Source organism: Paenibacillus sp. 23TSA30-6, assembly GCF_014858585.1.
Lineage (GTDB): Bacteria > Bacillota > Bacilli > Paenibacillales > Paenibacillaceae > Paenibacillus.
Window position 1 is genome coordinate 44,126 of the sequence record NZ_SLTL01000011.1, and the last position, 24,462, is coordinate 68,587.

At 46.5% G+C, this 24,462-nt stretch carries 20 protein-coding genes and 1 pseudogene; 6 read left to right on the top strand and 15 right to left on the bottom strand.

All coding sequences use genetic code 11. The annotated features are described in order from the left end of the window. The 5 genes from E0698_RS12285 to E0698_RS12305 all read right to left on the bottom strand — a co-directional run bounded on the left by E0698_RS12285 (nucleotide 1) and on the right by E0698_RS12305 (nucleotide 5,946). Nucleotides 1–879 (bottom strand): ABC transporter ATP-binding protein, encoded by an 879-nt coding sequence (locus E0698_RS12285; RefSeq protein WP_014279341.1) that lies wholly within the window; start codon nucleotides 877–879, stop codon nucleotides 1–3. Then, nucleotides 869–2,290: a PapB family radical SAM/SPASM ranthipeptide maturase gene (gene papB, locus E0698_RS12290; protein WP_192511742.1), complete on the bottom strand. Its 1,422-nt coding sequence runs from the start codon at nucleotides 2,288–2,290 to the stop codon at nucleotides 869–871. Before papB ends, E0698_RS12285 begins: the two co-directional genes overlap by 11 nt. A 608-nt stretch (nucleotides 2,291–2,898) precedes the next feature. Further along, nucleotides 2,899–3,753, bottom strand: coding sequence for an ABC transporter permease subunit (locus E0698_RS12295; RefSeq protein WP_192511743.1), 855 nt, complete (start codon nucleotides 3,751–3,753; stop codon nucleotides 2,899–2,901). 18 nt (nucleotides 3,754–3,771) lie between these two features. Next, nucleotides 3,772–4,656 (bottom strand): carbohydrate ABC transporter permease, encoded by an 885-nt coding sequence (locus E0698_RS12300; RefSeq protein ID WP_134911527.1) that lies wholly within the window; start codon nucleotides 4,654–4,656, stop codon nucleotides 3,772–3,774. A 36-nt stretch (nucleotides 4,657–4,692) separates the two neighbouring features. Continuing rightward, nucleotides 4,693–5,946, bottom strand: a complete 1,254-nt coding sequence (locus E0698_RS12305; RefSeq protein ID WP_134911528.1) for an extracellular solute-binding protein — start codon at nucleotides 5,944–5,946, stop codon at nucleotides 4,693–4,695. A gap of 490 nt (nucleotides 5,947–6,436) precedes the next feature. Between E0698_RS12305 and E0698_RS12310 the strand changes: the two genes are divergently transcribed. The 3 genes from E0698_RS12310 (at nucleotide 6,437) to E0698_RS12320 (ending at nucleotide 13,151) form a co-directional block, all read left to right on the top strand. After that, on the top strand, nucleotides 6,437–8,611 hold the full coding sequence (locus E0698_RS12310) for a glycoside hydrolase family 3 N-terminal domain-containing protein (RefSeq protein WP_192511744.1): 2,175 nt from the start codon (nucleotides 6,437–6,439) through the stop codon (nucleotides 8,609–8,611). A gap of 13 nt (nucleotides 8,612–8,624) precedes the next feature. Beyond that, nucleotides 8,625–12,065 (top strand): GH36-type glycosyl hydrolase domain-containing protein, encoded by a 3,441-nt coding sequence (locus E0698_RS12315; RefSeq protein ID WP_192511745.1) that lies wholly within the window; start codon nucleotides 8,625–8,627, stop codon nucleotides 12,063–12,065. A gap of 81 nt (nucleotides 12,066–12,146) precedes the next feature. Then, nucleotides 12,147–13,151, top strand: coding sequence for a substrate-binding domain-containing protein (locus E0698_RS12320; protein WP_192511816.1), 1,005 nt, complete (start codon nucleotides 12,147–12,149; stop codon nucleotides 13,149–13,151). 98 nt (nucleotides 13,152–13,249) lie between these two features. Here E0698_RS12320 and E0698_RS12325 read toward each other — a convergent pair whose 3' ends face one another. The 6 genes from E0698_RS12325 to E0698_RS12350 all read right to left on the bottom strand — a co-directional run bounded on the left by E0698_RS12325 (nucleotide 13,250) and on the right by E0698_RS12350 (nucleotide 18,025). Next, nucleotides 13,250–13,927, bottom strand: coding sequence for a hypothetical protein (locus E0698_RS12325; protein WP_134914512.1), 678 nt, complete (start codon nucleotides 13,925–13,927; stop codon nucleotides 13,250–13,252). A 95-nt stretch (nucleotides 13,928–14,022) separates the two neighbouring features. Continuing rightward, entirely contained in the window at nucleotides 14,023–15,246 is a 1,224-nt protein-coding gene (locus tag E0698_RS12330) for a stalk domain-containing protein (RefSeq protein ID WP_192511746.1), read from the bottom strand. A 354-nt stretch (nucleotides 15,247–15,600) separates the two neighbouring features. Continuing rightward, nucleotides 15,601–16,086, bottom strand: a complete 486-nt coding sequence (locus E0698_RS12335) for a cytochrome c biogenesis protein CcdC (protein WP_134911530.1) — start codon at nucleotides 16,084–16,086, stop codon at nucleotides 15,601–15,603. Between the two features lie 51 nt (nucleotides 16,087–16,137). Further along, complete coding sequence (locus E0698_RS12340) at nucleotides 16,138–16,905, bottom strand: ABC-2 transporter permease (protein ID WP_192511747.1); 768 nt, start codon at nucleotides 16,903–16,905, stop codon at nucleotides 16,138–16,140. Continuing rightward, nucleotides 16,902–17,615, bottom strand: coding sequence for an ABC transporter ATP-binding protein (locus E0698_RS12345; protein ID WP_192511748.1), 714 nt, complete (start codon nucleotides 17,613–17,615; stop codon nucleotides 16,902–16,904). The genes E0698_RS12340 and E0698_RS12345 overlap by 4 nt, the downstream gene beginning before the upstream one ends. Further along, nucleotides 17,612–18,025 carry a GntR family transcriptional regulator gene (locus tag E0698_RS12350; RefSeq protein ID WP_134911533.1) on the bottom strand — a complete coding sequence of 138 codons (414 nt, stop codon included), beginning with the start codon at nucleotides 18,023–18,025 and terminating at the stop codon, nucleotides 17,612–17,614. Before E0698_RS12350 ends, E0698_RS12345 begins: the two co-directional genes overlap by 4 nt. Nucleotides 18,026–18,238: 213 nt before the next feature. Between E0698_RS12350 and E0698_RS12355 the strand changes: the two genes are divergently transcribed. Together E0698_RS12355 and E0698_RS12360 are read left to right on the top strand one after the other, a co-directional pair. Then, a complete protein-coding gene (locus E0698_RS12355; RefSeq protein ID WP_192511749.1) occupies nucleotides 18,239–18,778 on the top strand; it encodes a hypothetical protein in 540 nt (179 codons plus the stop codon). Nucleotides 18,779–18,993: 215 nt separating this feature from the next. After that, a pseudogene (locus E0698_RS12360) lies at nucleotides 18,994–19,476 on the top strand (GNAT family N-acetyltransferase); the annotation flags it as partial. A gap of 85 nt (nucleotides 19,477–19,561) precedes the next feature. Here the strand turns inward: E0698_RS12360 and E0698_RS12365 are convergent. Then, a complete protein-coding gene (locus E0698_RS12365; RefSeq protein WP_134911535.1) occupies nucleotides 19,562–19,876 on the bottom strand; it encodes a hypothetical protein in 315 nt (104 codons plus the stop codon). A gap of 187 nt (nucleotides 19,877–20,063) precedes the next feature. Between E0698_RS12365 and E0698_RS12370 the strand changes: the two genes are divergently transcribed. Further along, a complete protein-coding gene (locus tag E0698_RS12370; RefSeq protein ID WP_192511751.1) occupies nucleotides 20,064–20,885 on the top strand; it encodes an alpha/beta fold hydrolase in 822 nt (273 codons plus the stop codon). A 128-nt stretch (nucleotides 20,886–21,013) separates the two neighbouring features. Here the strand turns inward: E0698_RS12370 and E0698_RS12375 are convergent, their stop codons facing one another. From E0698_RS12375 to E0698_RS12385, 3 genes are all read right to left on the bottom strand, one after another. Further along, on the bottom strand, nucleotides 21,014–21,229 hold the full coding sequence (locus tag E0698_RS12375) for a cold-shock protein (protein WP_044646459.1): 216 nt from the start codon (nucleotides 21,227–21,229) through the stop codon (nucleotides 21,014–21,016). A 131-nt stretch (nucleotides 21,230–21,360) separates the two neighbouring features. Beyond that, nucleotides 21,361–21,561 (bottom strand): cold-shock protein CspD, encoded by a 201-nt coding sequence (cspD, locus tag E0698_RS12380; protein WP_013308356.1) that lies wholly within the window; start codon nucleotides 21,559–21,561, stop codon nucleotides 21,361–21,363. 403 nt (nucleotides 21,562–21,964) lie between these two features. Then, on the bottom strand, nucleotides 21,965–24,403 hold the full coding sequence (locus tag E0698_RS12385; RefSeq protein ID WP_192511752.1) for a family 43 glycosylhydrolase: 2,439 nt from the start codon (nucleotides 24,401–24,403) through the stop codon (nucleotides 21,965–21,967). Between the last annotated feature and the right edge of the window lie 59 nt (nucleotides 24,404–24,462).

Below are 24,462 nucleotides of genomic sequence, written 5' to 3' on the forward strand. Positions count from 1 at the left end.
TTAACTCTCCTCCGGATCGGAAATGTATAGATACGCATCCTCAAGATTAGCCGTTTCGGGTGTGACTTCTGTACAGCAATCTGGAGGGCGGTTACACAATAAGCGAGCCTGAATTCTTCCTTCCTTCCGCACAATGGAGGTAATTCGAGCTTGTTGGCTTAATTGTTCCAATTGACGCTTACCAACATCAGCCAACCATACTTTACCTTCAACAGTTCGAATCATATCGTCTATAGCCCCTTGATACAGACAACGGCCTTCCTTTAAAATGAGTAGTTTATCACATGTACTCGAAACGTCAGGAACAATATGAGTAGATAACAATATAATCCGGTCTTCTCCATAATTCTGAAGCAAGTTTCGAAAAGCAATTCGTTCTTTGGGGTCCAGTCCAACCGTCGGCTCATCAACAATTAACAACTTAGGCTGTCCTAACATAGCTTGGGCAATTCCTAAGCGCTGCTTCATTCCCCCAGACAGCTGTTTTATTTTTTTATGAACTTGATCGATAAGTCCCACCTCAATTAATCGCTGTGATGTCTCCTCTTGAATATGACGCTTACCTTGAATACCTTTTAAAGCCGCAAAATAGTTCATAGATTCCATAATCGTTACATTTGGAAAAAAATCAAAATGCTGTGGCAAGTACCCCAGTAAAGAACGAATAGCATCCGGTTCTTTTTTCAAAGAATGACCGAATATTTCAACTTCCCCTCGGTCGAATCCAAGTAAAGTGGCAAGAATTTTCATTAAAGTGGTCTTACCTGCCCCATTGTCTCCGAGCAGTCCGAATATACCATTATCAATGTGAAAATGAAGCTCGTTAAGCACTTGGTGAGAACCATATGACTTACATAAACCTCGAATATCAATAGTCAAATGACACATCCTCCAATAGTTGTTCTTGCTGCCGCTTAGCAGAGAACAGGTTTTTCTTGTCTTCTTTAGTTAATCGTAAATACAATTTCATACAATCCATTATTGCACTGCGAGTAAAGTTACAATATCTATCCACTGGCTCATTAATCGAACCACTAAGCACCATATTCTCTTGAGGACAACCTCCACCACATAGATTCTTAGCCCAACATTCTCCGCATACAGTTCTCTTCTCTAAACGCATCTCACTAAGCATGCCACTCTTCTTTCTTACATCCACCCCTTCTCTTACATTCCCTAAAAAATAATTCTTTTCATTAACAAATCGTTGACAAGGATAAAGATTACCATGCACATCAACGGCAAGCATATGCGAGACCGCCCCACAAAAATAATCTCGCTTAGAAGAAGAATGAATCATCTTCAAGTATTTTAGAATGTTCGATATTTGACGTGCTTCCCCATATTTTTTAGCCTGAAGCAAAGATTCAAAATGCACAACCAATTTGGTGAATTCTTGTGCATACTTCTCAAAGTCTTCCTCACTAAGCATCTCGACTGCAGGATACATCGCAACATGGCGAATACCAATCCCCATTAAATGTGTAAGTGTATGTGTTATATCCAATTGTACTGGTGAAATCGTAGCTCTTGCTGTTATAACACCTTTTTTTCTTAAACTTTCTGTTCTATCTAAAATGATTTCATAGGTACCTTTTCTGTTCTGATAATATCGATTGAAATCGTGCGTCATTTGATCACCATCTAGACTTATCTGAATAGAAACATGATGATCTAATAAGAAGTTTTCAATTTCTTTGGAAATCAAGGTGCCATTCGTTGTCATACTGTATGTAACACGTTTATTTGATTTTTCTTGTTTTAGCTTAGTGTAGGCTACAACTTCTTTAATAACTTCAATGTTCAGAAGTGGCTCCCCTCCAAAAAAGCAAATATTCAGTTCTTCTTCTTCGCCAGAATGATTAAACAGATAATCAACTGCTTTTAATGCGGTCTCTGTGTCCATCCGTCCTCGATCATTATATTCCCCGTCTCCTCCATAACAGTAAGAGCATCTTAGATTACACTCTTGAACCAGCATAAGGATTATAGATGATAGACTTACTTGCTCATCATTGCAACTTTTACATTCCTTTTGAATAGACAAATCTTTATTATATATAACCGATGCTTCCTCCAGACTGGCTAATAACCTATCTACCTCTTCTCTACTAGAACGATGCTTAAGTAATTCATATATTTCTTCAATTTCCTTACCTTCGCTATTACATATATCTACTACGACATCATCAATCTGAAAAAGCCCATTTGTTTTTATATTGTATAAGTATAAATTTTCATTTTGTTCTATGATTTTGACGGGATTTTTTTCAAATGGAGCACTAATCACTATTAATCATCCTCTCAAAGTTACAAAATAGGAGGAAGTCCAAGAAAATTAGTTCCCAGACCTCCTAATTGACTACCTGTGTTTGAAAGCCCTATCGTTGCGAGTGTTACTTCAATTAATCGCTATCATTATTAGTACACCAATGACCACTTTCTTTGCTACAAAACCAATCGGTAGCATCACAACCTACACAACGATCACGTGTATCACAAAGAACGCAAGTCATAGGAGAAACACTGCCTTCAGCTGCTTGGTTAATAGGATCGAACAATTTGATTCACCTCATTTTTTATATTTTTTTATTTCTTTTCCAATATAATCATTTTTTTCGTTACACTCTATACTTTTTTTGAAGTAATTGTGTAAAATTTGTTAACATATTATTTTTGAAATATTTTCAATTAAATCTATTAAAAGTATAATATGATTTGCCGAGCCCTGTTTCCCCTGATATAAACAACATCCTGATGCAACTCTCTAAGAATAAATATGAGCTGATCAGGATTATTTTCTCTTTTTTCTATAACACAAAAAAACGGAGGACTTCTTGGCTTAAACCAGAAAGTCCTCCGTTTTTTTGCTTTTTTATCAATCCGCCGCTACAACTACTACTTAATGCCCGAAATCGTATAATTCTCGATAATATACTTTTGGAAAACAATGAATATGATCATGATCGGTACGACCATGAAGGTCGAGCCTGCCATCTGGAGCGCGAACTGGCTCTCATTTTGGCCTTTGAGCAACGACAGTCCCACGGACAACGTATACAGCTTCTCATCATTCGCAATAATGAGCGGCCACAAGAAGCTGTTCCAACCGCCGATAAAGGTCAAAATGGCCTGTACTGCCAAAATTGGTGTTGAGATAGGCAGTACGATTTGCAGGAAAGTACGAAACTCCCCTGCACCATCAAGCCGCGTTGCCTCCAGCAGTTCTTCCGGAATATCGGACATGAACTGTCGGAACAGGAAGATGGCGAAGGCACCTACCAAGCCAGGAAGTACAATCCCCATCATGGTGTTGGTTAATCCCATCTGGTTCAAAATCAAATACACAGGAATCATCGTTACTTGCCCCGGAACCATCATTGTGGCCAGCACTAAATAGAACAGAAAACCTTTACCTTTAAATTTAAATTTGGCAAAGCCATAGCCTGCCATGGCGTTCAGGAATAATCCGAAAAATGAAGCTAATACAATCACCAGTGTATTAGTCAGATAGGTGCCAAAAGCCATGCTATCAAATAGTATTTTAAAATTGTCCAATGTGAAATGCTGCGGCCAGATGGTCGGAGGAATTTTGGTTACCTCGCTCTCCGTCTTAAAGGAGGATAAAATCATCCACGCAAAAGGCAGCACCATCAACAGACCTCCCACGGTCAGGAGAATCGCCACGAACCATTGAAATGTTTTTTCACCACTGCGCGAACTGGCGCGGGCTTGCTGAACAGCTGTTTTCACGTTCATCACCTCTCTCTATCAGGACTCCGTTTTATTTTGCAAACGGAACTGAATTAGCGTCACCGCGATGATCGCAAAGAACAGAATGAATGATCCCGCCGCGGCATAACCGAATTTACTAAATTGGAAACCATTATTGTAAATGAACAGAGATGCTGTTAGTGTGCCGTCAAGCGGTTTCCCTTTGGTCATGACGAACGGTTCCTCGAAAAATTGCAGCCAGCCGATCATCGTCGTAATGGACACGAAGAAAATAGCGTAGCGGAGCTGCGGAAGGGTAATATAACGAATTTGTTGCCATGTATTGGCCCCGTCAAGCTGAGCCGCTTCATAGTAGGAACCCGGAATCCCTTTAATCGCAGCAATGAAAATAATCATATTTAAGCCTATTCCCCGCCAAACAGCCAATAAAATAAGCGAAATTTTTGCCATCGTAGGATCGGTCAGCCATGGAACAGGACCCAGATTCATCATGCCCAGTACATAGTTGAATAGCCCGAGGGTCGGATTATACAAATAACTCCAGACCACCGCTACCGCCACCACGTTCGTTACGGACGGCAGATAGAACACCACGCGGAAAACTTTGAAAGCACGTGATTTACCCATGTTGATCAGGATCGCAATGCTGAGTGAAAACAATAGCACTAAAGGAACCCCGATGATGACGAAAAATAGAGTATTCCCAATGGATTTTAGAAATGAAGGGTCTATTAGCACATTCTTGTAATTTTCCATTCCTAAAAAGCGAATATTATCATAATTTACTAGTCCTGACAGATCCATATCTGTGAAGCTGATCACGAGTGCCAGTAAAATCGGCAACAACGAAAACAGCGTCAGCAGAATGATGGAGGGACCGATAAACAAGTATGGCGCAAGCTTCTGCGAGCTTCCTTTCATGCCTTCACTCCCTTTGACAATGACGGATACGGATCATTATTTTTTCATAATACTTGCAGCTTGCTGGTTAAAGTCATCCATTTCCTTCTGTGCGTCGGCTTGACCACGGTAAATGCGTTCGAAGCTCTTGATGAATTGCTGAGAAACCTCTTCCCATGCTGCCAGTTGCGGTAATGCTGCGGAATGATCGAGCTGTTGACGAATCGTTTGCAGCATCGGATCACTCTTCAGTCTTGCATCTTCCCATGACTTGGTAGCGGCAGGCAGGGTACTGGACAGCTCCATCCATTTCAGTTGCGTTTCCGGTTTACTCATGAAAGCCAGGAACTTGGCCGATTCCTCTGGGTGCTTGCTAAACTGCATAATCGAAAGATTCGATCCGCCCAAAACAGACAGGTTGTTTACTTTGCCAGGAAGCTCGGCTACATTCCATTTTCCATCCAGCTCAGGTGCTTTGCTCTTGATTTCTCTAATCATGAAAGGACCACTGATAAACATAGGAACGATACCATCACCTTGCAATCCTTGAACGGAATCTATCCCAAGATCAAGGGCATTGGAGCCATTTTGGAAAAAGGTGTTCAAATACTTCACAGCTTCTACAAACGGTGGCTGGTTGAACAGCGGATTGCCCTGCTCATCGACCAGCTTGGAGCCGTTCTGAAGAGCGAACATAAAGCCCAGAGACTGCTCTTTCGCATTAATGGCAATACCATACTTCCCTTTGCCACGCGCTGCCAGCTTTTGAGCAGCGTCAGAAAGCTCTTCCCACGTTTTAGGTGCTTCATTATATCCAACTTGCTTCAATAGATCTGAACGGTAGAATAAAATTTTCGTTTCGGTATACCAGGGAACGCCTACAGGTTTTCCCTCAAATTTTGCCGTATCCACAGCACCCGGGAAGAAATTCTTCGATTCCAGCTCAGGATATTTGCTGATATAAGGGGTGATGTCCGTCAATGCACCCGCAGACGCAAGTTCCGGAACCCATGATGTACCCAACTGAACCACATCCGGACCGGATTTGGAAGCAACTGCTGTCAGTAGCTTATCGTGAGCGTTATCCCAAGGCAGTGCTTGCACATCTACATGAATATCAGGATTTTCCTTTTCAAAATCCTTTGCAATCTCAGGCAGCAGCTTTCCTTCCGCCCCCATGCCCCATAGTGTAATCGTCGTTTTTCCATTCGCATCCTTACCGGATGATTCATCCTTGGATGAACAGCCTGCCAACGCGCCCCCCAGTAATAAGGTGCTTGCCAAAATGATCCCTAACGTTCTTTTCATCATAGAAATTCCTCCCGAGATGACCGGCTTACCGATCATGCAAATATGATAGCGGATTCAATCACACACGTTAAAGCGTACAGTGCTTAAAGCCAATTAAAACCTGCTTTTATAGAAAATATGTGGAAAGCCTAAGGACCATACTCATCAATAGAAACGTTTCGATAGTCATTATAAAACAAATTGAAACCGTATTCAATAGGGATATTATTTTTTATTTGTCCAGAATTTTACCCCATTTTCTTTCATTTCATCTATATAGCGTTGTTTTCTCGGTAAAATGACCCTCCATTTCGATTTGACTCTCTATTTGAAAGCGTATATAATCCAACTGAGTTCAACAATAGAAACGTTTCGATTAATAATACAACAGGATATTAAGCTTCTATGTAAAGTATTAGCCTGTTCGTTGCTTCTTTGAATCAGTCTTAACACAAAATCTCATGGATCTGAAAAAGAAAGCTGCCACCAGAGCAGCTTACGGAGGATTATGATGGAACAACAACTGAATTCCTACCTGCAAAATATGACACTTGAAGAAAAAGTCGATCAATTGCTCCAGCTTGTGGGAGCCTTTTTTGAAGATGCCGAAACAGACGGCCAAATTACCGGACCGATGGCATCTCTAGGGATCACAGAAGAAACGGTCCGTAACGTCGGATCGGTGCTTGGCATCGCAGGAGCCGAGGAAGCTATTCGTGTTCAACAAGCACATCTAAGCAAAAACCGTCTAGGTATTCCGCTTCTAATTATGGCAGACATTGTACATGGCTTCAAAACGATTTTTCCCATACCGCTGGCTATTGGCTGTTCATGGAATGTGCAACTCGCAGAAGAGAGCGCTACCATTGCTGCCAGAGAAGCTTCTGTGTCCGGTGTTCATGTCACCTTTGCTCCGATGGTGGATTTGGTACGTGACCCGCGCTGGGGCCGTGTAATGGAATCTACAGGGGAAGACCCTTACCTTAACAGTGTATTTGCCCGTGCTTTCGTACGCGGCTTTCAAGGCAAGGACCTGACGAACGATACAGACCGGGTGGCGGCGTGCGTGAAGCATTTTGCCGCATATGGAGCAGGCGAAGGAGGACGGGATTACAATACCGTCGATCTGTCCGCATGGCAGTTGCGAGAGTATTATCTCCCCTCCTACAAAGCTGCGCTAGATGAAGGCTGCGAAATGGTGATGACCTCCTTCAATACCGTAGAAGGTGTAGCTGCAACGGGCAACAAGCGCCTGATGCGCGATTTGCTTCGCAATGAGTGGGGCTTTGACGGTGTACTCATCTCGGATTGGGCCGCCATCAAGGAGCTTATTCCCCATGGCATTGCCGAGGATGAGCGCGAGGCAGCACAGAAAGCACTGCTGGCAGGCGTAGACATTGAAATGATGACCTCCTGCTATAACGGGCATTTGCCTGAGCTGGTTCGCAGCGGGCAACTGGATGAAGCACTCGTCGATGAGGCGGTCATGCGTGTGTTGAAGCTTAAGCAAAAGCTGGGCTTATTCGACAATCCGCTGCGCGGTGCAGACCCTGAGCGGGAACGTGAAATTGTGTTCTGCGAAGCTCACCGGGCGGTTGCCAAGGAATTGGCGATCCAATCATGCGTACTGCTCAAAAACGATTCCGTTCTTCCATTGAATCGCAGTCAGCATATCGCGCTGATCGGGCCTTTTGCAGAGAACGGTGATATTCTTGGCTCCTGGTCGTGGAGCGGTTCGCAAGAAGAAGCTGTTCAAGTCATTGATGGGTTCAAATCGAAAACATCCTCCTCGCTGCTCTCGGTAGCGACTGGATGCTCTATAGATGAAATATCCGAAGAACAATATGCAGAAGCGCTGCAAGCTGCCAGCCAGGCAGAGGTCATCGTACTGGCGCTCGGCGAGCGTTCGGATATGAGTGGTGAAGCGGGCAGCCGCTCGGATATTTGCCTGCCACAAGCCCAACTGGATCTGGTAAAACGCCTAAAGACGCTGAACAAGCCTATGGTAGCCGTGCTGTTCAACGGTCGTCCACTGGATTTGCACGGTGTCATTGAAGAGGCCGACGCCGTACTGGAAGCCTGGTTCCCGGGCGGTGAAGGCGGCGCGGCGATTGCCGATCTGCTGTACGGCGATGCCGAACCAACGGGCCGTCTGACGATGTCCTTCCCGCAATCGGTGGGGCAGGTGCCTGTGTACTACAATCATTTTAATACAGGTCGTCCGCAGTTGGACCCGAATACAAAAGAACGGTACGTCTCCCAATACCTAGACGTACCGAATGAACCTTTATTCCCGTTTGGCTATGGCTTGAGCTATACGAAGGTTGCCTATGAAAGCGTACAGCTTTCCAGCGACACCCTCAATCCCGGTCAAGCACTGACCGTGAAGGTACGGGTAACGAACACAGGAACACGTCCTGTCGAGGAAACGGTTCAATTCTATATCCGTGATATCAGCGGAGATACGGTTCGCCCGATGAAAGAGCTGAAGGATTTCCGCAAGGTTCTTCTTGCCCCGGGCGAAAGCCGGGAAGTGGAATTTGCATTGATCGAGTCTCAACTGCGCTATCATCATGCAGACCTGAGCTTTGATAGTGACAGCGGTGAATTCGCCGTCTTTACAGGACCTAACAGCCGAGATACTACCGAAGGACGTTTTCGTTTAGTGAAAGAAACAGGAAAGTGAGGCGTAACCTTTGATGAATACAAGTCTGGATCAAAATATTTTGCTGCGGGCAGGAGACCTGTCCTTTACCTTCTTGAGCAGCGGTGATGTATACAAAATTGCCCACGGCTCAACCATGATCAATCAACTGCTGACCAATTCCGTCGACGGTTCCCTGAACAACCTGTACTTGCGACTGTATCGTCCGTCCGGCGTCAGCATCACTCCCCTGCTTGGAGTTCGTTCACCCGGAGTTGTACAACAAACGGATCAACAGATTATTTGGGAAGGCATTACGTCAGGTGTCGGCTATCAGGTGACATTCACGCTAAGCCGTCTCGGGGTATGGTTTTGGGATGTAACTTTACAGGGCGATGACGTGGAAGCTGATATCGTGTACGGTCAGGATATCGGCATTGCGGATACAGCGGCTGTACGCAGTAATGAAGCTTATCTGTCTCAATATATCGACCATACCGTCTACCATGACGAACAAAGAGGCTATACGGTTTGTTCCCGTCAAAACCAGCCGCAAAGTCAGGCATTCCCTTACATCCAGCAAGGCTCGCTGACCCGGACCGTCGGTTATTCGACGGACGGATTTCAATTCTTTGGGCTTTCGTACAAAGAAACGAACGAGCCGGAAGCACTGCGCCGTGATTCGCTCGCCAATGAAGTGTACCAGTACGAATTCGCCTATACGGCGCTGCAATCCGAGCGGGTAAAGCTCGCCGGGGAAGCCCGCTTTACCTTTTACGGCCTGTTCCAACCCAATCATCCGACTGCCGTTACAAAGCTGGAGTACCAGGAACTGGTGACGAAAGCACGCGAAGAAGTATCGACTATTCTGGAGACTGCTTCCGACACCGCCATCCCGGTGCACGCCACAAGCCGTCTCCAGGCTGGGCGTGTAGCTCCAGCCCAGAACATCGGGGAGCCGCTGCGCACGCTGGATATGACCGCAGCCGAGCTGGATCAGCTCTTCCCGAAACGACAGGAAGAAGAACATGACGGCGACACGTTGCTTTCCTTTTTCACGGACAGCTATGAACATGTCGTACTCAAATCCAAAGAGCTTCGTGTAGAGCGTCCCCACGGACATATTTTAATGGGCGGGCATTACGCTGGAGGTAAGGAAGAGACCATTACAACCACCTCCTATATGTACGGAGTGTTCAACTCCCAGCTTGTAATTGGCAACACGAATTTCAATAAAATGATCACAAACGCGCGTAATGCGCTCAATATTCCAAAAACATCCGGCCAGCGTATCTATATCGGAATCGATGGGAAATACCGTCTGCTCACGATGCCTTCCCTGTTCGAGATCGGCTTTAACTATGTGCGCTGGTATTACAAAACCGCTGACGATACGCTCATCATTACGAACCATACTAACGCCGATACGCCTGAAGTACAGCTTCACGTGCGCTCGGCAAGCGGCAAAGCCTATCCGTTCCTCGTGACTCAGCAAATGTCCATGCATGTGAACGAATATGAGCTTCCGTTCCATATGGAACGGGATGGCGAGGCCCTGCTCTTCCGCGCAGACCCATCCTCCCTGAGCGCCGAAGCCTATCCGGACCTGTTGTACCGGATGCAGGTACAAGGCGCTCCGTTACAGCAAGTGAGCGACGCTCACGCACTGCTACAGGGTACAGCCTCCCCTGATGCATCTCTGGTCGTGCTGGAGCTGGGCGACAGCAGCGAATGGACCTGCACCGTGCAAGGCTGGCTGCATGGACATTCGGCCGGGAAGGGCCAAGCACACGCGGAACGCAATGCCTCTTTTGAGGCTGGGCGCGAGCGCTATCGGCAATATTTTGCCGGACTAATGAACGGCTTCCATCTGACGCATAGCGGACATGAAACCAGCGAGCTGTTCCGTGTGAATGCGGTGGCCTGGTGGTATACCCACAATATGCTTGTCCACTATTCTGTGCCTCATGGTCTGGAGCAATACGGTGGTGCAGCTTGGGGAACACGCGATGTATGTCAGGGCCCGGTGGAATATTTTTCAGCCGTACAAAAGTTTGACGAAGTCCGGTCCATTCTGCTGACCGTGTTCAGCCATCAGTACGAGGATAGCGGAAACTGGCCGCAATGGTTTATGTTCGACAACTATACTCGCGTTCAACAAGAAGAAAGCCACGGTGATATTATCGTCTGGCCGCTCAAGGTACTGGGAGATTATTTGACCGCTACCCGGGATTACAGTATTCTGGAAGAAAATGTACCCTACACCAACCGGCATAGTTTTGATTATACAAAACAAACCGCGATCCTCATGGAACACGCGATGAAGGAAATCGAATATATTCGAGCGAATTTCCTTCATGATACACATTTGTCCGCCTACGGCGACGGCGATTGGGATGACACGCTCCAGCCAGCCAACACTCAACTGAAGCAATACATGGCGAGCAGTTGGACCGTTGCACTCACCTATCAGGTGGTTCGCAACTTTGCTACTGCACTGGAGCAAGCCCCGGCAGGCGTCATAAACGAAGCCGCCGAGATCGCACAGGAGCTGCACCAGATGGCCGAAGGCATCCGCAAGGACTTCAACCGCTACATGCTGGAGAGCGGTATTATCCCGGGCTTCGTGTATATGGAAGAACCCGGTCAGCCCAAGCTGATGCTCCATCCGTCCGATACGGAGACGGGGATTCACTACCGCTTGCTGCCGATGACACGCAGCATGATCAGCCAGTTGCTCACGCCGGAACAAGCATTGGCTCATGAGCAGCTCATCCGCGAGCAATTCCTGTGCCCGGATGGCGTGCGTCTGATGAACCGCCCTGCACAGTACGATGGTGGCGTGAGCTCGCACTTCAAGCGCGCAGAGCAAGCGGCCAACTTCGGACGCGAGGTCGGGCTGCAATATGTGCATGCCCATATCCGCTTCGCGGAAGCAATGGCCAAGCTCGGTCGCAAAGATGACGCCTGGCACAGCCTGAAGCTCATCAACCCGGTTGGCATTCGAGCGTCCGTACCAAACGCCGAATGGCGTCAGAGCAACGCGTATTTCAGCAGCTCGGACGGCAAATTTAATACCCGCTACGAAGCACAAGAGCGGTTTGGTGAACTGCGTGAAGGAGCCGTTCCTGTCAAAGGCGGCTGGAGAATCTATTCCAGTGGTCCAGGGATTTATATGAATCAGCTCATTTCGAATGTCCTTGGTATCCGTCAGTCGGGCGAAGACCTGATCCTGGACCCTGTACTTCCGGATGATCTTGACGGACTGGAATTTGAATTTTCCTTTGCCGGGAAACCCGTTACCTTCATCTATCGCATGCCACAAGAGCATAGCAGCAGTGAGCAAGGCCGCGCGGTATTGAACGGAACACCGTTGGAGAGCAAGCCAGCCGATGACAATCGCTACCGTTCGGGTGCCCTGCGCATCAAGCGCAAGAATTTCGAGCAGGCGCTAGCGGAACATGACGGTGTACACCGTCTGGAGATTATTTTATAAATCAGGCATAGAGGCAACACAGCGATGGCGATCTTGCGGGATCGCCCTTTGCTGCTTGCCCGTCAAGAAGGAGGAAACGATGTGGTCAGCATTAAAGATATCGCCAAACAGGCGGGCGTTTCCATATCTACCGTTTCATACGCTTTGAACGGCAGTGATAAGGTAACAGAAGAGACCTGCGCACGTATTTTAGCCATTGCCAAAGAGCTTAACTATGTGCCGAATGCCGCCGCACGTAATCTCAAAAAAAGGGAAACCAAAATTATCGGCGTCTTCCTAACCGATTTCCGCGGAGACGTTTATGGAGATTTGCTGTATGGCATCAAGGAGATTTTGAACCGAAAAGACTATGACCTTATCGTATGCAGCGGCAAGCAATCTCACCGAATGCTGCCGGAGCGCATGATCGATGGAGCCATCATACTGGATCAGACGTTCGATAGTCAGGAACTGCTAAACTACGCCGAGCGTGGGCATAAAATTGTCGTACTTGACCGCGAGTTAAATCATCCTAACATTAACCAGGTACTGCTGGATAACAAAGCTGGTGCCGCTCTCGCGGTGGAGCATCTGCTGGAAATGGGACACCGCAAGCTGTATGTTGTCACCGGACCAGACGGCTCTTATGATTCATGGCAGCGTATGCAGGCGGTCAAGCAGACGATTGAGCGCAGCGGCACCGCTGAAATGATCGAGATTGGCGGCGATTTTGAGAAATCGGGCGGCGAACAGGCGGCCGAGATCATTTTGCAGCAACATGTCAGCCCGGATTCGGGACCCGTCGCGGTATTCTGTCTCAATGATGAGATGGCAGTAGGCTTTTACAATCGAATGGCTCAGTCGGAGCTTACCATCGGCAAGGACATTCATATCGTCGGCTTTGATAATATCGAGCTGGCACAATATATTCAGCCCCGTCTGACAACCATTGATTACTCCAAACGTAAATGGGGCGCAGTAGCTGCCGGACAAGTTCTTAAAATCATTGCTGGGGAAGACGTGGAGCATGAACGGCTGTACGTTACACTCGTCCAAAGGGAATCCGCAGGCGTAGCATTCAGCAATCCACATCAACAGAATGCCTGATGAACGCCGCAGAAGCCCCATTTACACGCTATCCTGCAAAAAAAGAACTTCCACTGCCCGGAACACGGGTTGGAAGTTCTTTTAGTCATGCTTATTTTTCAACCTAACCAATCCTCAAGCAAATTCATCAACGACCGTAAGGGATTGCCAATCGCCTGACCCGTCTCCAGTTCCACCTGCAATGCAGCATCAACCATAGATAACTGCGCCACAGCCAGCGTTCTGTCTGGATCAGCCTCTATCAGTTCATGCAATGCACGGGCCAGCACTTCCATATATTCGTCTTTGCGACCTTGCATAATCAGTTCAAAAGCGTGCTCCACCACCTTGACCTCTATCAATGAAGAGATATCTGGCTTGCCTAACAGGGCCGCTATATGATAAAGACGCTTCATCGTTCCCTCTACAGTAGCCGGATTCGTAAATACCAAGGTCCGTGGCAACAGATCATCGCATATCTCATGGAAAAAGGGCTCATCCAGCGTTATCACGGGTGTAGGTATTGTCAATTGAACCTTTTCCGCCAAGACTATATAATTCGTGCACGTAATCAAAATTACATCTACGCCGCTTTGGCCCATCCATTCCAGCTGCTCTTCTACCTTCCGACTGGCATCCGCTGCCGAGAAGTCTGGATCAGATGAAACTCTGTACATGAGTGCAGGGTCCACAAAATGCTCCAGCTCCACCTCATAAAGGGCAAAAGCCCGTTCCACATAGGCAATGTTCGAGTGATGCGCATGCAGGCAGCCTACCCTCTGTTTAAAACTTCCCATCATCCCATCCCCACTCATCATGTTTCCATCATTTTAGCAGGGATAGGGTAGTTGGGGAACCACCTTAAGTATCAGTCATGCCGTGAATGTCGTTTTTAAAATTTTCCGTTCGTATTTTTCCACTCTGCTTTAGCCGGAATGTCCTGAACTACATCCCAATGCTCTGCTACTTTGCCGTTCTCTACACGCCACATATCATAGACAGCAGTCATGTTCCCCTCAGGCGATTTGGTCTCGCTCACAGCCAGTACGAAGTTCCCTTCTCCAATGACCATATGCACCTTATCGTATCCAGAGGAATTTCCCTGGTTTCCATTTGCTGCGGGGAATAGTTGCTTCAGAACGGAAACACCGTCGCCAAAAAAGGGATTATGCTGAATGTAATGATCACCATTATAATAGCTTTCCAGTGCAGCGCGGTTCTTGCCAACCAGAATATCATCGACAAACTTGCGGATCAACTCTTTGTTCTTCTCGGTTTGGTTGCGATCTGTGATTTGTGTTGCTCCGTCAATCATCGTACGTCCGCTTGGATTGGCTGGAGCCGAATCCTGAATGTTGTCCCAATGCTCAACGATTTTACCATTGCTATCGAAGCGGAAAATATCAAAGACAATGCTCGATTTCCCTGCAATTGTCGTTTTATAATGAACCGCTACAAAATTCCCATCCTGAAGCACACGATGGATTTCAATCTTTGTATTAGCTTCCTTTAATTGGCTTATTCCTTTCAGCAAGGCATCTCTCCCGCTGGCAAAGCTCAGATTGTGCTGAATGTACTGATCCTTGCTGATCCAAGTCTCGGCCGCTTTCGTATCTCCGGTTTCAAAGCTTTTCAGGATTTCAACGACCTTATCCTTATTACTCACCCCGATTTGCACCGTTTGGCTGGCCGGGTCCCAAATCACTTGCTTGCCCCACGCTTCTTTGACAACATCGACCGGAACATAGGTTACCCCTTGTTTCGTCAAGATGGTCGAGGTGGACAGCGGTACCTTAATCCCATTGATCTGCGCTTCCGGACTGCCCGACACCAGTACAACCGTCGCCTGATCATACCGAATGGTCGTGCTTTGACGGGCCGTATTGAACGTAATATGCTTGGAATCCAGCGGAATCCCCAAACTGGAGGCCAATTGTCTCAAAGGAATTAAGACCTGCTTATTTCTCACGATAGGCGCAATTTTGTAAGCCTCCTTCTTGCCATCTACCCAAACCTGAATACCTGTAGCGGGTTTTGCTTCGGCCGCCAAGGTCGGTACAGCAGAAGATAGCACGAGCAAGCCAGCGAGTGCGGCAGTAACCGTATGTTTTTTCATGAATGTAAGCCCCTCTCAACATAAAAAAATAGAATATTGAAAACAATTTTCCTTTTATGTAACTAATTAAGTTACACCTAATCACAAAAAATGAACTTTTTATGTCCCGCCTTATCTTTAACCCTCATCTGAATCTCTTGAAACTTCAATGCCCCTCCTTTCAAAATTTTATATGCATAGCCCGTTATGCAGCAAGCTACAGCCTTAGAATAAAGGATATGGGGACTAATAACAATGTATGCTTATGGTCTTACAAATGAATTTATGATGAAACCACAAAAAAAGCGGCTCCTATCGCCAAGCGAATGAACGCTTTTGAACAGAAAACCCGCTTCTTTACACGACATATACCCTTTAGACCGATAACGTTCTCCGAAACTTAATGAAGCTCCCAATTCGCCAGATGGAGATATAGACGAGCGCCATCGTAATCGCCAATACACTAATCTCGGACGTACCTAAGCTGCTGAGATACTGGGTCAAAATAATGCGAATCAAGATAATGGCAATAATAATGTATTTAAAATATTTGTTCGGCTTGGGATAAATATGGCCGTCGTCCCGTCTCTCATATGCCGTATGCATCAGAATGACGTAACCAAACACCGCACCTAACAGCCCGGCAGCCAATAGCTCCCAAAAGGCGGGAAGCGCATGCGTTTGGCCGGGAATATGCATCAATTGGTACACAGACATCATCATGAGTGGGAATGCGATAAATAAGGGTAGCAAAAGACGGACTCCGTTTCCTTTTACCGGTCCCCCTCGTCTTTTGGTTCTCAACCAGATCATCAGCCCCACCAAAACAGCCAACAATGCATAGATGAATATCGTCGTCATGATGAAACTCCTTTCCTATATATATATATATATATATCTTTTGAGACGATGCTAAATCGACAGTTTTTTCTCCAGCAAATAAGCGTTCAGCCGGATTATTGCATATGCAGCAACCCAACTGATCAACACTGCAACCGGGAAATGCCAAGTAAAAGGAAACCATTGTCCTGTCTGAACATGGTCAAACTGCTTATAAATCCCTTGATCGCTTGACCAATAAAAGACGCTCCCTCCACCCATCAACACAATCCAGAGAATCGGGCTGATCGGTCTCCATGTGCTGAATTTTGTACTAACTGTAAGCAGACCAAGCGCAATAACAAACGGGGTGAACGCGATAATCATCACAAACCAGTTAAATCCGGCGATGACAAAGGACGCTGCATCCGCAAACGTGTAAGGCTGTATGGTCGATGAGATGAACAGCGCGTACAGGGAACCCACCACAAACAGGAGCAATATCACGACAATAGTTTGTAAAATAGTAGCAATCCATTTGGCGCTAATCAGCCACATGCGCGGATAGGGCAGGGTTAGCCACCATCCGTAGGTGTCATTTTCCCATTCTCTTCTCAGACTTCCCACACCCATGAAAATGATCATATACGGCAAGCCCAGGGTGACATACCACAGCCTTGTCAATTCGAGTTGGTTGTGAAGCGCGAAATACAAGGAAATAACGAACGCCACAATTAGAAATAGTGAGAAATATACAAGTCTCCACGGTCTGGGCAGTCGATTGCGGCTCTGCTTTCTCCAGCTTCCTTTATTTCGAAATTCATGGCGTATCAAATCTTTGAACAGCCCTGTTGAATTCACGCCTTCCACTCCTTTTTGTACAAATTGCGGAACACCTGATTCAGTGATCCATGCTCTCCACGTAGATCATCCGAATCACCGGACCATATCACCCGCCCGCGGTCCATCATCACCGTGTAATCAAATAAGCCTTCCACTTCCTGAATATCATGCGTACTCATAAGTATGGATTGCTGTCGATCCTCCAAATAATCAATAATACCAGCCACGATTGCTTCTCTGGAAAGGACATCAATGCCGGCAAACGGTTCATCCAGAATCATAAGCGGAACCTCACGCGCCAGACACAGAATCAGCAGCACACGTGCCTCCTGCCCGCGGCTCATCCCGGCCATTTTCAACTCCAGCTCCACGTCCATATGATCAGCCAGCTTATGCGCATCCTTCATATTAAAGCCGGGCAAAAAGGACTGTCCCCACTCCAACGTCTGCTGAACCGTATGATTGGGGTACCAGCGAGCCCGGTCAGGCAGGTAGGATATGCCACGGTTGGTTTCCCAGCCGGGCTTTTGCCCCAGCACCTCAAGACTGCCCCCATCTGGCTGAATCAATCCGGTGATCGCCCGAAAAAAGCTGGACTTACCGCAGCCATTGGGCCCAAGCACCCCTACAATACGTCCTGCCGGAATGACGACATCTAATTGATCCAGTGCTTTTTTACTGCCGTATTGCTTCACCAGATGATTCGCAACCACAACAGACTCCGTCATGCCTTATCGCCTCCTTCCTTGTCATTTCCGTTCTGTTTGCTTGCTATATACCGCTGTACATCCTTCCATGACAGCCCCAGACTGCTCATCTGTCCCAGGAACTGATCTATATACGTCAGGGCCAGTTGTTCCCGAAAATTGTCTACCCGCTCACTGGACGACGTAACATAGGTTCCCAAGCCGCGCCGCTTCTCGGTCAGTCCGTCCCGCTCCAGCTCCTGATAAGCCCGCATCACTGTATTCGGATTCATACGCAATTCCTGTGCCAGATCACGAACGGACGGCATTTTGCTTCCCATTTCAATCTCCCCTTTGGCAATGGAGCTTCGTACCTGATTTAATATCTGTTCATATAATGGCTGGCTAAAATCAATTAAAAACCGAAGCGAGCCAACCCGTTGCTCTTCCATGGGTGTTTCCCCCTAATCCGCTGCATCTATCGTGCATTCAGTGTATTATATCACTTAATACACATAATACAAGTATATTTTTAGTTGAAATTTTAGTCATGCCGTTCAAAACCTATTCAGCAAATGCTCAGCTTGCGCTCAGACAGCATTCAAGTTCATATCTTATGATAAGTCTCGTACCAAACAAACCATAACCGAAGGTGGAAAATGAAGATGAAGAACACCAAGAAAGCGATTTTGGCAGGAACGATGGCATTGGCATTTTTAGGAGGTGGAGCACTGTACTCCACTGGCGCAGCCCATGCTGCTTCAACTACACCTGAGAAGGCTCCAATTGTAGACAAAACTCAGGCACCTAAAGGTAACCCTGGCGACGCTAACGGTCCTGCCATCGTAGGGGGAAATTTTGCTGAGAACAAGGCTCTTCTGAAAGTGTTGAAATTGTTCTCCAGCGAGTTGAATACACAGTTAAAATCAGGCAAGACACTCGCAGCAATTGCTAAAGCACAAGGCGTAAGCGTAGAATCTGTTATTGATGTGCTTGTTTCGGATCTGAAAGCGAAACTGGCCACTGAAAAACAAAACAGCAAAATTACAGCAACTGAATATGACCCACGTGTCTCCAACCTGAAGAAAATGGTTACGGATTTGGTAAACGGCGTTAAGCCGTCCAAGCCACCAGTAGAAGCAGGTAAAACAGATGCAGCCAAAGCTCCTGTTAAAGCTGAAGCTAACAAGGCTCCAGTTTTCTAAAAGGCTTTAGCTCAATAATTCACATTCATAGAACCCATTTGTTAATCAAACATAGCCACCCCATGTTAAATAAATCTCCATCCGGCTTCCCTGTACGGATAGAGGAGTAGATAAGCCTGTCCCCCTGCTGCTATGCGGCAGAAGGGGACAGGCTTATTTTTCTTTTACCAAGACAATATGTGGTAGACTAGCTTGGTCAAGAGGTAGCATTACAGGAATTTGATGTGAAGAGTTTGTCTGAAATCCGGTTGCAGATTGATGGAGAGACTGAAAATTTAGACAGAGAACAAGGCGAGGCCTTCATAGATACACCCGGTTTTGAACGGCTCATTGAAACAGATACCCGGAATAGCCGAAATCTTTTTTTAGTCGCTGTAGTTCATGATAAAATCGTTGGATTTTCAAGATGTGAAGGACATTCTCTGAGCAGAACCTCTCATAAAGTAGAATTTGGAGTATGCGTTCTAAAGGATTATTGGGGTTACGGGATTGGGAGAAATCTTTTAAAGAAATCTATAGCTTGGGCTGACTCCAACGACATCAAGAAAATAAGCCTACATGTTTTAGAAACCAATGATAAAGCTATTGAACTCTATAAAAGGTTTGGTTTTGAAATCGAAGGTATATTAAAAAATGATAAATTTCTTGCTGACGGTAAATACTACAACACCATCATCATGGGGAGATTTAGGGAGTGAGATTCGGTTCCAATAACAGGGTGTGCATAATAAAAAAAGATCCTGTATTATCAGGATCTTTCATCATTTCATTGCCGGGTGTAACTTAGTAGCGATAATCATCATAGGAGTTACGGTCTTGTTGAGCTGCTGTAACCATCAAAAATATACCTGAAAGCAAATGCATCAACCATCCCACGAACGGAATCCATCCGACAACAGAGGTCACAATGCCCAAGATAGATCCATAATAGGCCTCCTTGTTTACCACAGATAGCACTAATGTAACGATATGGAAAATCATCATAAAGAACAACACGGTATACACGGAGTTTACGACGATGAGTCCGCCCAAAACAGGAATAGCTAAAAATAGCTCTAAACCGCCTGTAATCCATTTTAAAGTTTTTGATGGTGCCATGGTTCCACTCTCCCGTTACTATTTCATCCCATCATTATATCTTATCGCTATGCGGGATGACATACATTTTTTAACAATCAATATGTTTAAATCGCGACTGCTGCTATCCCATTTTCGAATGAGCTAAGCCCTGATCACATATATGTGAGAAAGAACGAATTTTTGTGACTCCAAAGGGGTGAACGCATTGGGATATTATATCGAGGTGGAACGAGGCGTCAATCTGTATGTGGAAGATACAGGAGCCGGCATCCCCGTTCTAATGGTGCATGGCTGGCCGCTGGATCATCGAATGTACGAATATCAGGTAGCTCTGCTGCCTTCCTACGGGTATCGCTGTATTCAGGTGGATCTTAGGGGATTCGGCAGGTCCGACCGACCATGGCAAGGCTACAACTATGATCGACTAGCAGACGATCTGTTGGCTGTCATTCAGGCGCTCCAGCTAAGACAGATACGACTGATTGGTTTTTCCATGGGGGGAGCTATTGTTGTACGCTATATGAGCAGGCACCGGGGATTTGGCGTCGATCAGCTTATTCTGCTGGGAGCGGCTACGCCCCGTTTCACTCCATCCAGCGGCTTTCCTCAAGGCACTCCGGTCACGGAAGTGGATAAGCTCATCAAGCAAGCCTATACAGATCGACCGCAACTGGTCACTTCATTTGGCGAGCTATTGTTTGCCAACCCCGTCAGCCAGAGCTTTCGCGACTGGATACGTGATCAGGGCTTTGCAGCCTCTGTCCATAGCATGGCCTTCACTTTATATTCACTGCGTGATTCTGATTTACGCCCGGATCTTCCGCATATCCGTGTACCTACCTGGATTTTACACGGGAAGCTTGATCAGGTCTGCCCTTTCCCACTGGCTGTAGAAACCCAAAAAGGAATTGCTGGGTCAAGGCTTATTCCTTTTGAACGAAGCGGTCATGCTGTATTTTACGATGCGCTCCCCGAATTTAATTCCACCTTACTGAGCATACTATCTCAACCTTCCCCCATGCCATAATCGGAGAACCAGGACATTCATATGCGCAAAAAAATAGCACCTTGCGGTGCGTTCTCCAAAAAAACAAAAAAGACGCCTCAGCGCCGTTAGCGGCTATGGGGCATCCTTCACTACAAACATATATCCAATTAGGATTGTTTGGTATGATTAAAGCTCGTATTATTCAAAACGGACAGCTTTTTCTCGCCCTTCACCATGGCAGAACCGCAAATGGGGCATGTCGGCTCGACAGAAAAAGCGAAGTTATCCCGCATCCATCCGTTGCACGTATCGCTGGCGCAATTCCAGACAGTTGTAATTTCCTCAGGAATCTCATCCATTGGCTTTTTCCGTGAATTGTACATAAACATCCCTCTTTCTTCATGATTTATAAAGCGATAAGATGTAATCAGTTCAAAAACGGCCTTGTGAACAGATAAAAACAAATGCCCCAAACGCTATGTTCGGGGCATCTGAAGCAGGCTGTAATTTTAAATTACAGTTTTACAACGTTCTCAGCTTGTGGTCCACGGTTTCCTTCAACTACGTTGAATTCTACGCGTTGGCCTTCGTCCAAAGATTTGAAGCCGTCGCCTTGGATTGCGGAGAAGTGTACGAATACGTCGCTTCCACCTTCAACCTCGATGAAACCAAAACCTTTTTCTGCGTTAAACCATTTTACTGTACCTGTTTGCATGGAATTACCTCCAAAATGTATTTATATGACCTTTATTTTTTACAAATAAAAATTCACATATTGCACAAGGTTATTTCAACCTAAAACAATAGCCCTCTACAATATGCGAATCTCAGGTCACAATTTCAATATACTCATATTACCATAAGTGTATTGAAAACGCAAGCACTGGTGAATTTAAATTATGCAGAGTGTGCTCTTGTCCTCTATTTATGTGTCCAAGCTGTATTCATCAGGCGAAAGTCAATCATCAACGCCTACCTAAAACAGTATATCCGCAACTGCTTCTTATTATACCAGCAAATGAAAAATAAATATACAAAACATTATACAGAAGACGAACTTTTTTCTAAAATATGCCCGTCTTCTGCATCCACTCTGTTGCGTTACCTTTTAACCAGCATCAAAGACCTGCCAATGCCTTAATTTCATCTGTTGTCAGCGCTTTGTTATACAATTGAACCTCATCCAGACTGCCATTAAAGTTGGCATCGGCAGCAAAGCGGCTTTTACCGAGATAAGCCTCGCTCGTCAGCAGTTCTCTCGGGTTAAAGGTAACGCTATCATTAACAGCTACCTCTTCACCGTTTACATACAGCTTTCCGGTGTTCCCCTCCAGTGTAACCGCTACATGCGTCCACTGGTTCAAGGGCAGCGGTGCTTTGGAAAGCAAGCTTTGATCTGTACCTTCATGGATCGTAAACTGTAGCACACCGCTTCCTTGGGATGGGGTCAGAAACATATGGCGGCTCTGTCCATTTCCAAAGTCAAAAATCCGCTGCCAGGCTGCGCCGCCCTTCCAGTTTACCCAAGCGGAAAAAGTAAAGTCCTCCGCATCTGTTACCGTACCCGGCAGCTGCACGTAACCATCCTTGCCGTTCAAAACAAGAGCTCCGCCGGACTTCCCATCCTTGTCCCATGTGGCTCCCCCAAATGCCTTGCCATCATAGTTGTTGTATGTGCTGTCCACGACCGTTGTCCCTAGATCCTCACTCCATGAATAGAGTGCGAGCTGCGGACCCTGAGCCTGCTCGGGAACTGTGGCTATAAAGCTTTTCATCGCTGTTGCTTTGTCTTTTTTTATGGTCGCGGTCAATGTGACCGTTGCAGGCTGGGAGCCCGCTTCTGGACGGTACACTTCACCTGTCACGGAAATGTTTCCGGGACGTGAGGACTCCCACGAAATGGTGGTATCTTGTGTTCCCTGAGTAGGAAGCGTCAGATTATAAAAAACGTTGCTCGTATCGCCCAAGCTCAAATCCTTCTGCACCGCTGCTACAATTTTGCTGGCCTTCTGCTCAGGCTTTAGCGTACCCCATACCGCAATACCCTTGGAGGATAGCGCAGTGAAAGCAAACGTCTTGGTGCCCGTATCTGGATCAAGGTGCCGAAGGAAAACACCTTTGTACTTTGTACCATCCACTGTAATCTCCAGCTGGTTACCTGTGCCAAGCTTCCATGTACCGCTCGCGCCGCCAGACAGTTTGCCGCCGCTTTCCAAACTGACGGTCACGGCTTGCTTAATATTGGCCGAAATTTCTTTTCCGTGATTTACATACGAGTATTGACCAAGGACATCCTTTTCCGACAACTTTTTAAGAGAATCCTCATCTCCCGAATAACGATAAGGAGCAACTACGGGCCAACCGTCAGCGTTCATGAACATTTCATGCACGCGTACCTCAAATTGCTCGCCCCGTCCCGGAAAACGGGAATGGAAGATCAGAAAATGCTTCTTGGTCTTGGGATCGTAATAAGCCGAGTTATGTCCGGGAGAAACATAGCCTGTACCCAGTCCTGTACCCGGATCACCGACTTCCCTTGGAATCAGGTAATTCCCTATCAGCTTGACACCGTATGGCTCAATGGAAGCGTCATCAAAAAGAGGTTTGTCAGGGTTCGCCTTGACCTTGATCATGTCGTTGCCCTCAGCATCGTAAAAAGGACCATCCGGTGTTTTGGAGCGAGCCACACGAAGGTTGTATCCGCCATCTGCCGACAAGCCGCCATAAGACAGGAACAGGTAATAATAGTCTGTTTGCGGACTGTACTGTATGTACGGCCCTTCCATACGGGCATGGTTACCGCCTGTCAGCTTTTTCCCGTAGCCTTGTCCGGGCAGCGGCTTCCCTGTTTTCTCATCCATTTTCAGAATAAAGATGCCTCCTGAATAGGACCCGTATACCATCCACAGCTTGCCGTTCTTATCATAAAAAGTATCCGGGTCCACGGCATTCGGATGCTTGGTCGCATCATAGACGGCTCCGTCCTCACTCGGTTGTCCCCACATGCCGGATTTCAGGAAAATCCCTTTGTTCTTGTAGGGTCCTTCGATTTTGTCAGCCACCGCTACACCCATCGCAGAGCGCGGAGAGTCACCTTTGCAGGCATTATAGTACATATAAAACTTGCCGTCCGCCAGTTGAATGACATCCGCTGCCCACAGCGTGTCCGTCTGTGCCCAATCGAGAGCCTCTTTTAGTTCCACTTTGACGTTCGGGATCAATACGTTACCGTTCGCTACTCCTGTAGCAATCGTATCCCAATTCATTAGATCCTTGGACTTGGCAGCCGCCAAATGAGAGCCAAATATATAAAAGGTATCGTTCACCTTCAGAATGGAAGGATCATGCACGGAGGTTTCCTTGAAAGAAGCTGTCACCTTTTTGCTCTGAATTGTAACGTTCTCCAGACTCTGATCTTGAAGTGTAATCTGTCCCGGGTTTTGAACTTCATCTGTACCCGGATGGAGCGTTTGCTCCGCGCCTGCAAAAGAGGCAGGTAACAGCAAAGCACCTGCCAGAGAAACAGTCGTTACTTTGCGGAAAAATAATCGTTTCATTAACTAATCTCCTCTCGATTTGAACAAACCTGGTTAATCAGCGGTCAGGCTTCTATTGT

What these genes read in the sequence shown, in the direction of transcription:
- E0698_RS12335 (WP_134911530.1), bottom strand. Translation starts at nt 16,086, where the DNA reads ATGACGACGATATTCATCTATGCATTGTTGGCTGTTTTGGTGGGGCTG.
- E0698_RS12350 (WP_134911533.1), bottom strand. Translation starts at nt 18,025, where the DNA reads ATGGAAGAGCAACGGGTTGGCTCGCTTCGGTTTTTAATTGATTTTAGC.
- E0698_RS12325 (WP_134914512.1), bottom strand. Translation starts at nt 13,927, where the DNA reads ATGGGAAGTTTTAAACAGAGGGTAGGCTGCCTGCATGCGCATCACTCG.
- E0698_RS12375 (WP_044646459.1), bottom strand. Translation starts at nt 21,229, where the DNA reads ATGTACAATTCACGGAAAAAGCCAATGGATGAGATTCCTGAGGAAATT.
- E0698_RS12300 (WP_134911527.1), bottom strand. Translation starts at nt 4,656, where the DNA reads ATGAAAGGAAGCTCGCAGAAGCTTGCGCCATACTTGTTTATCGGTCCC.
- E0698_RS12385 (WP_192511752.1), bottom strand. Translation starts at nt 24,403, where the DNA reads ATGAAACGATTATTTTTCCGCAAAGTAACGACTGTTTCTCTGGCAGGT.
- E0698_RS12365 (WP_134911535.1), bottom strand. Translation starts at nt 19,876, where the DNA reads ATGGCACCATCAAAAACTTTAAAATGGATTACAGGCGGTTTAGAGCTA.
- cspD (WP_013308356.1), bottom strand. Translation starts at nt 21,561, where the DNA reads ATGCAAACAGGTACAGTAAAATGGTTTAACGCAGAAAAAGGTTTTGGT.
- E0698_RS12345 (WP_192511748.1), bottom strand. Translation starts at nt 17,615, where the DNA reads ATGACGGAGTCTGTTGTGGTTGCGAATCATCTGGTGAAGCAATACGGC.
- E0698_RS12305 (WP_134911528.1), bottom strand. Translation starts at nt 5,946, where the DNA reads ATGATGAAAAGAACGTTAGGGATCATTTTGGCAAGCACCTTATTACTG.
- E0698_RS12310 (WP_192511744.1), top strand. Translation starts at nt 6,437, where the DNA reads ATGGAACAACAACTGAATTCCTACCTGCAAAATATGACACTTGAAGAA.
- E0698_RS12330 (WP_192511746.1), bottom strand. Translation starts at nt 15,246, where the DNA reads ATGAAAAAACATACGGTTACTGCCGCACTCGCTGGCTTGCTCGTGCTA.
- E0698_RS12355 (WP_192511749.1), top strand. Translation starts at nt 18,239, where the DNA reads ATGAAGAACACCAAGAAAGCGATTTTGGCAGGAACGATGGCATTGGCA.
- E0698_RS12315 (WP_192511745.1), top strand. Translation starts at nt 8,625, where the DNA reads ATGAATACAAGTCTGGATCAAAATATTTTGCTGCGGGCAGGAGACCTG.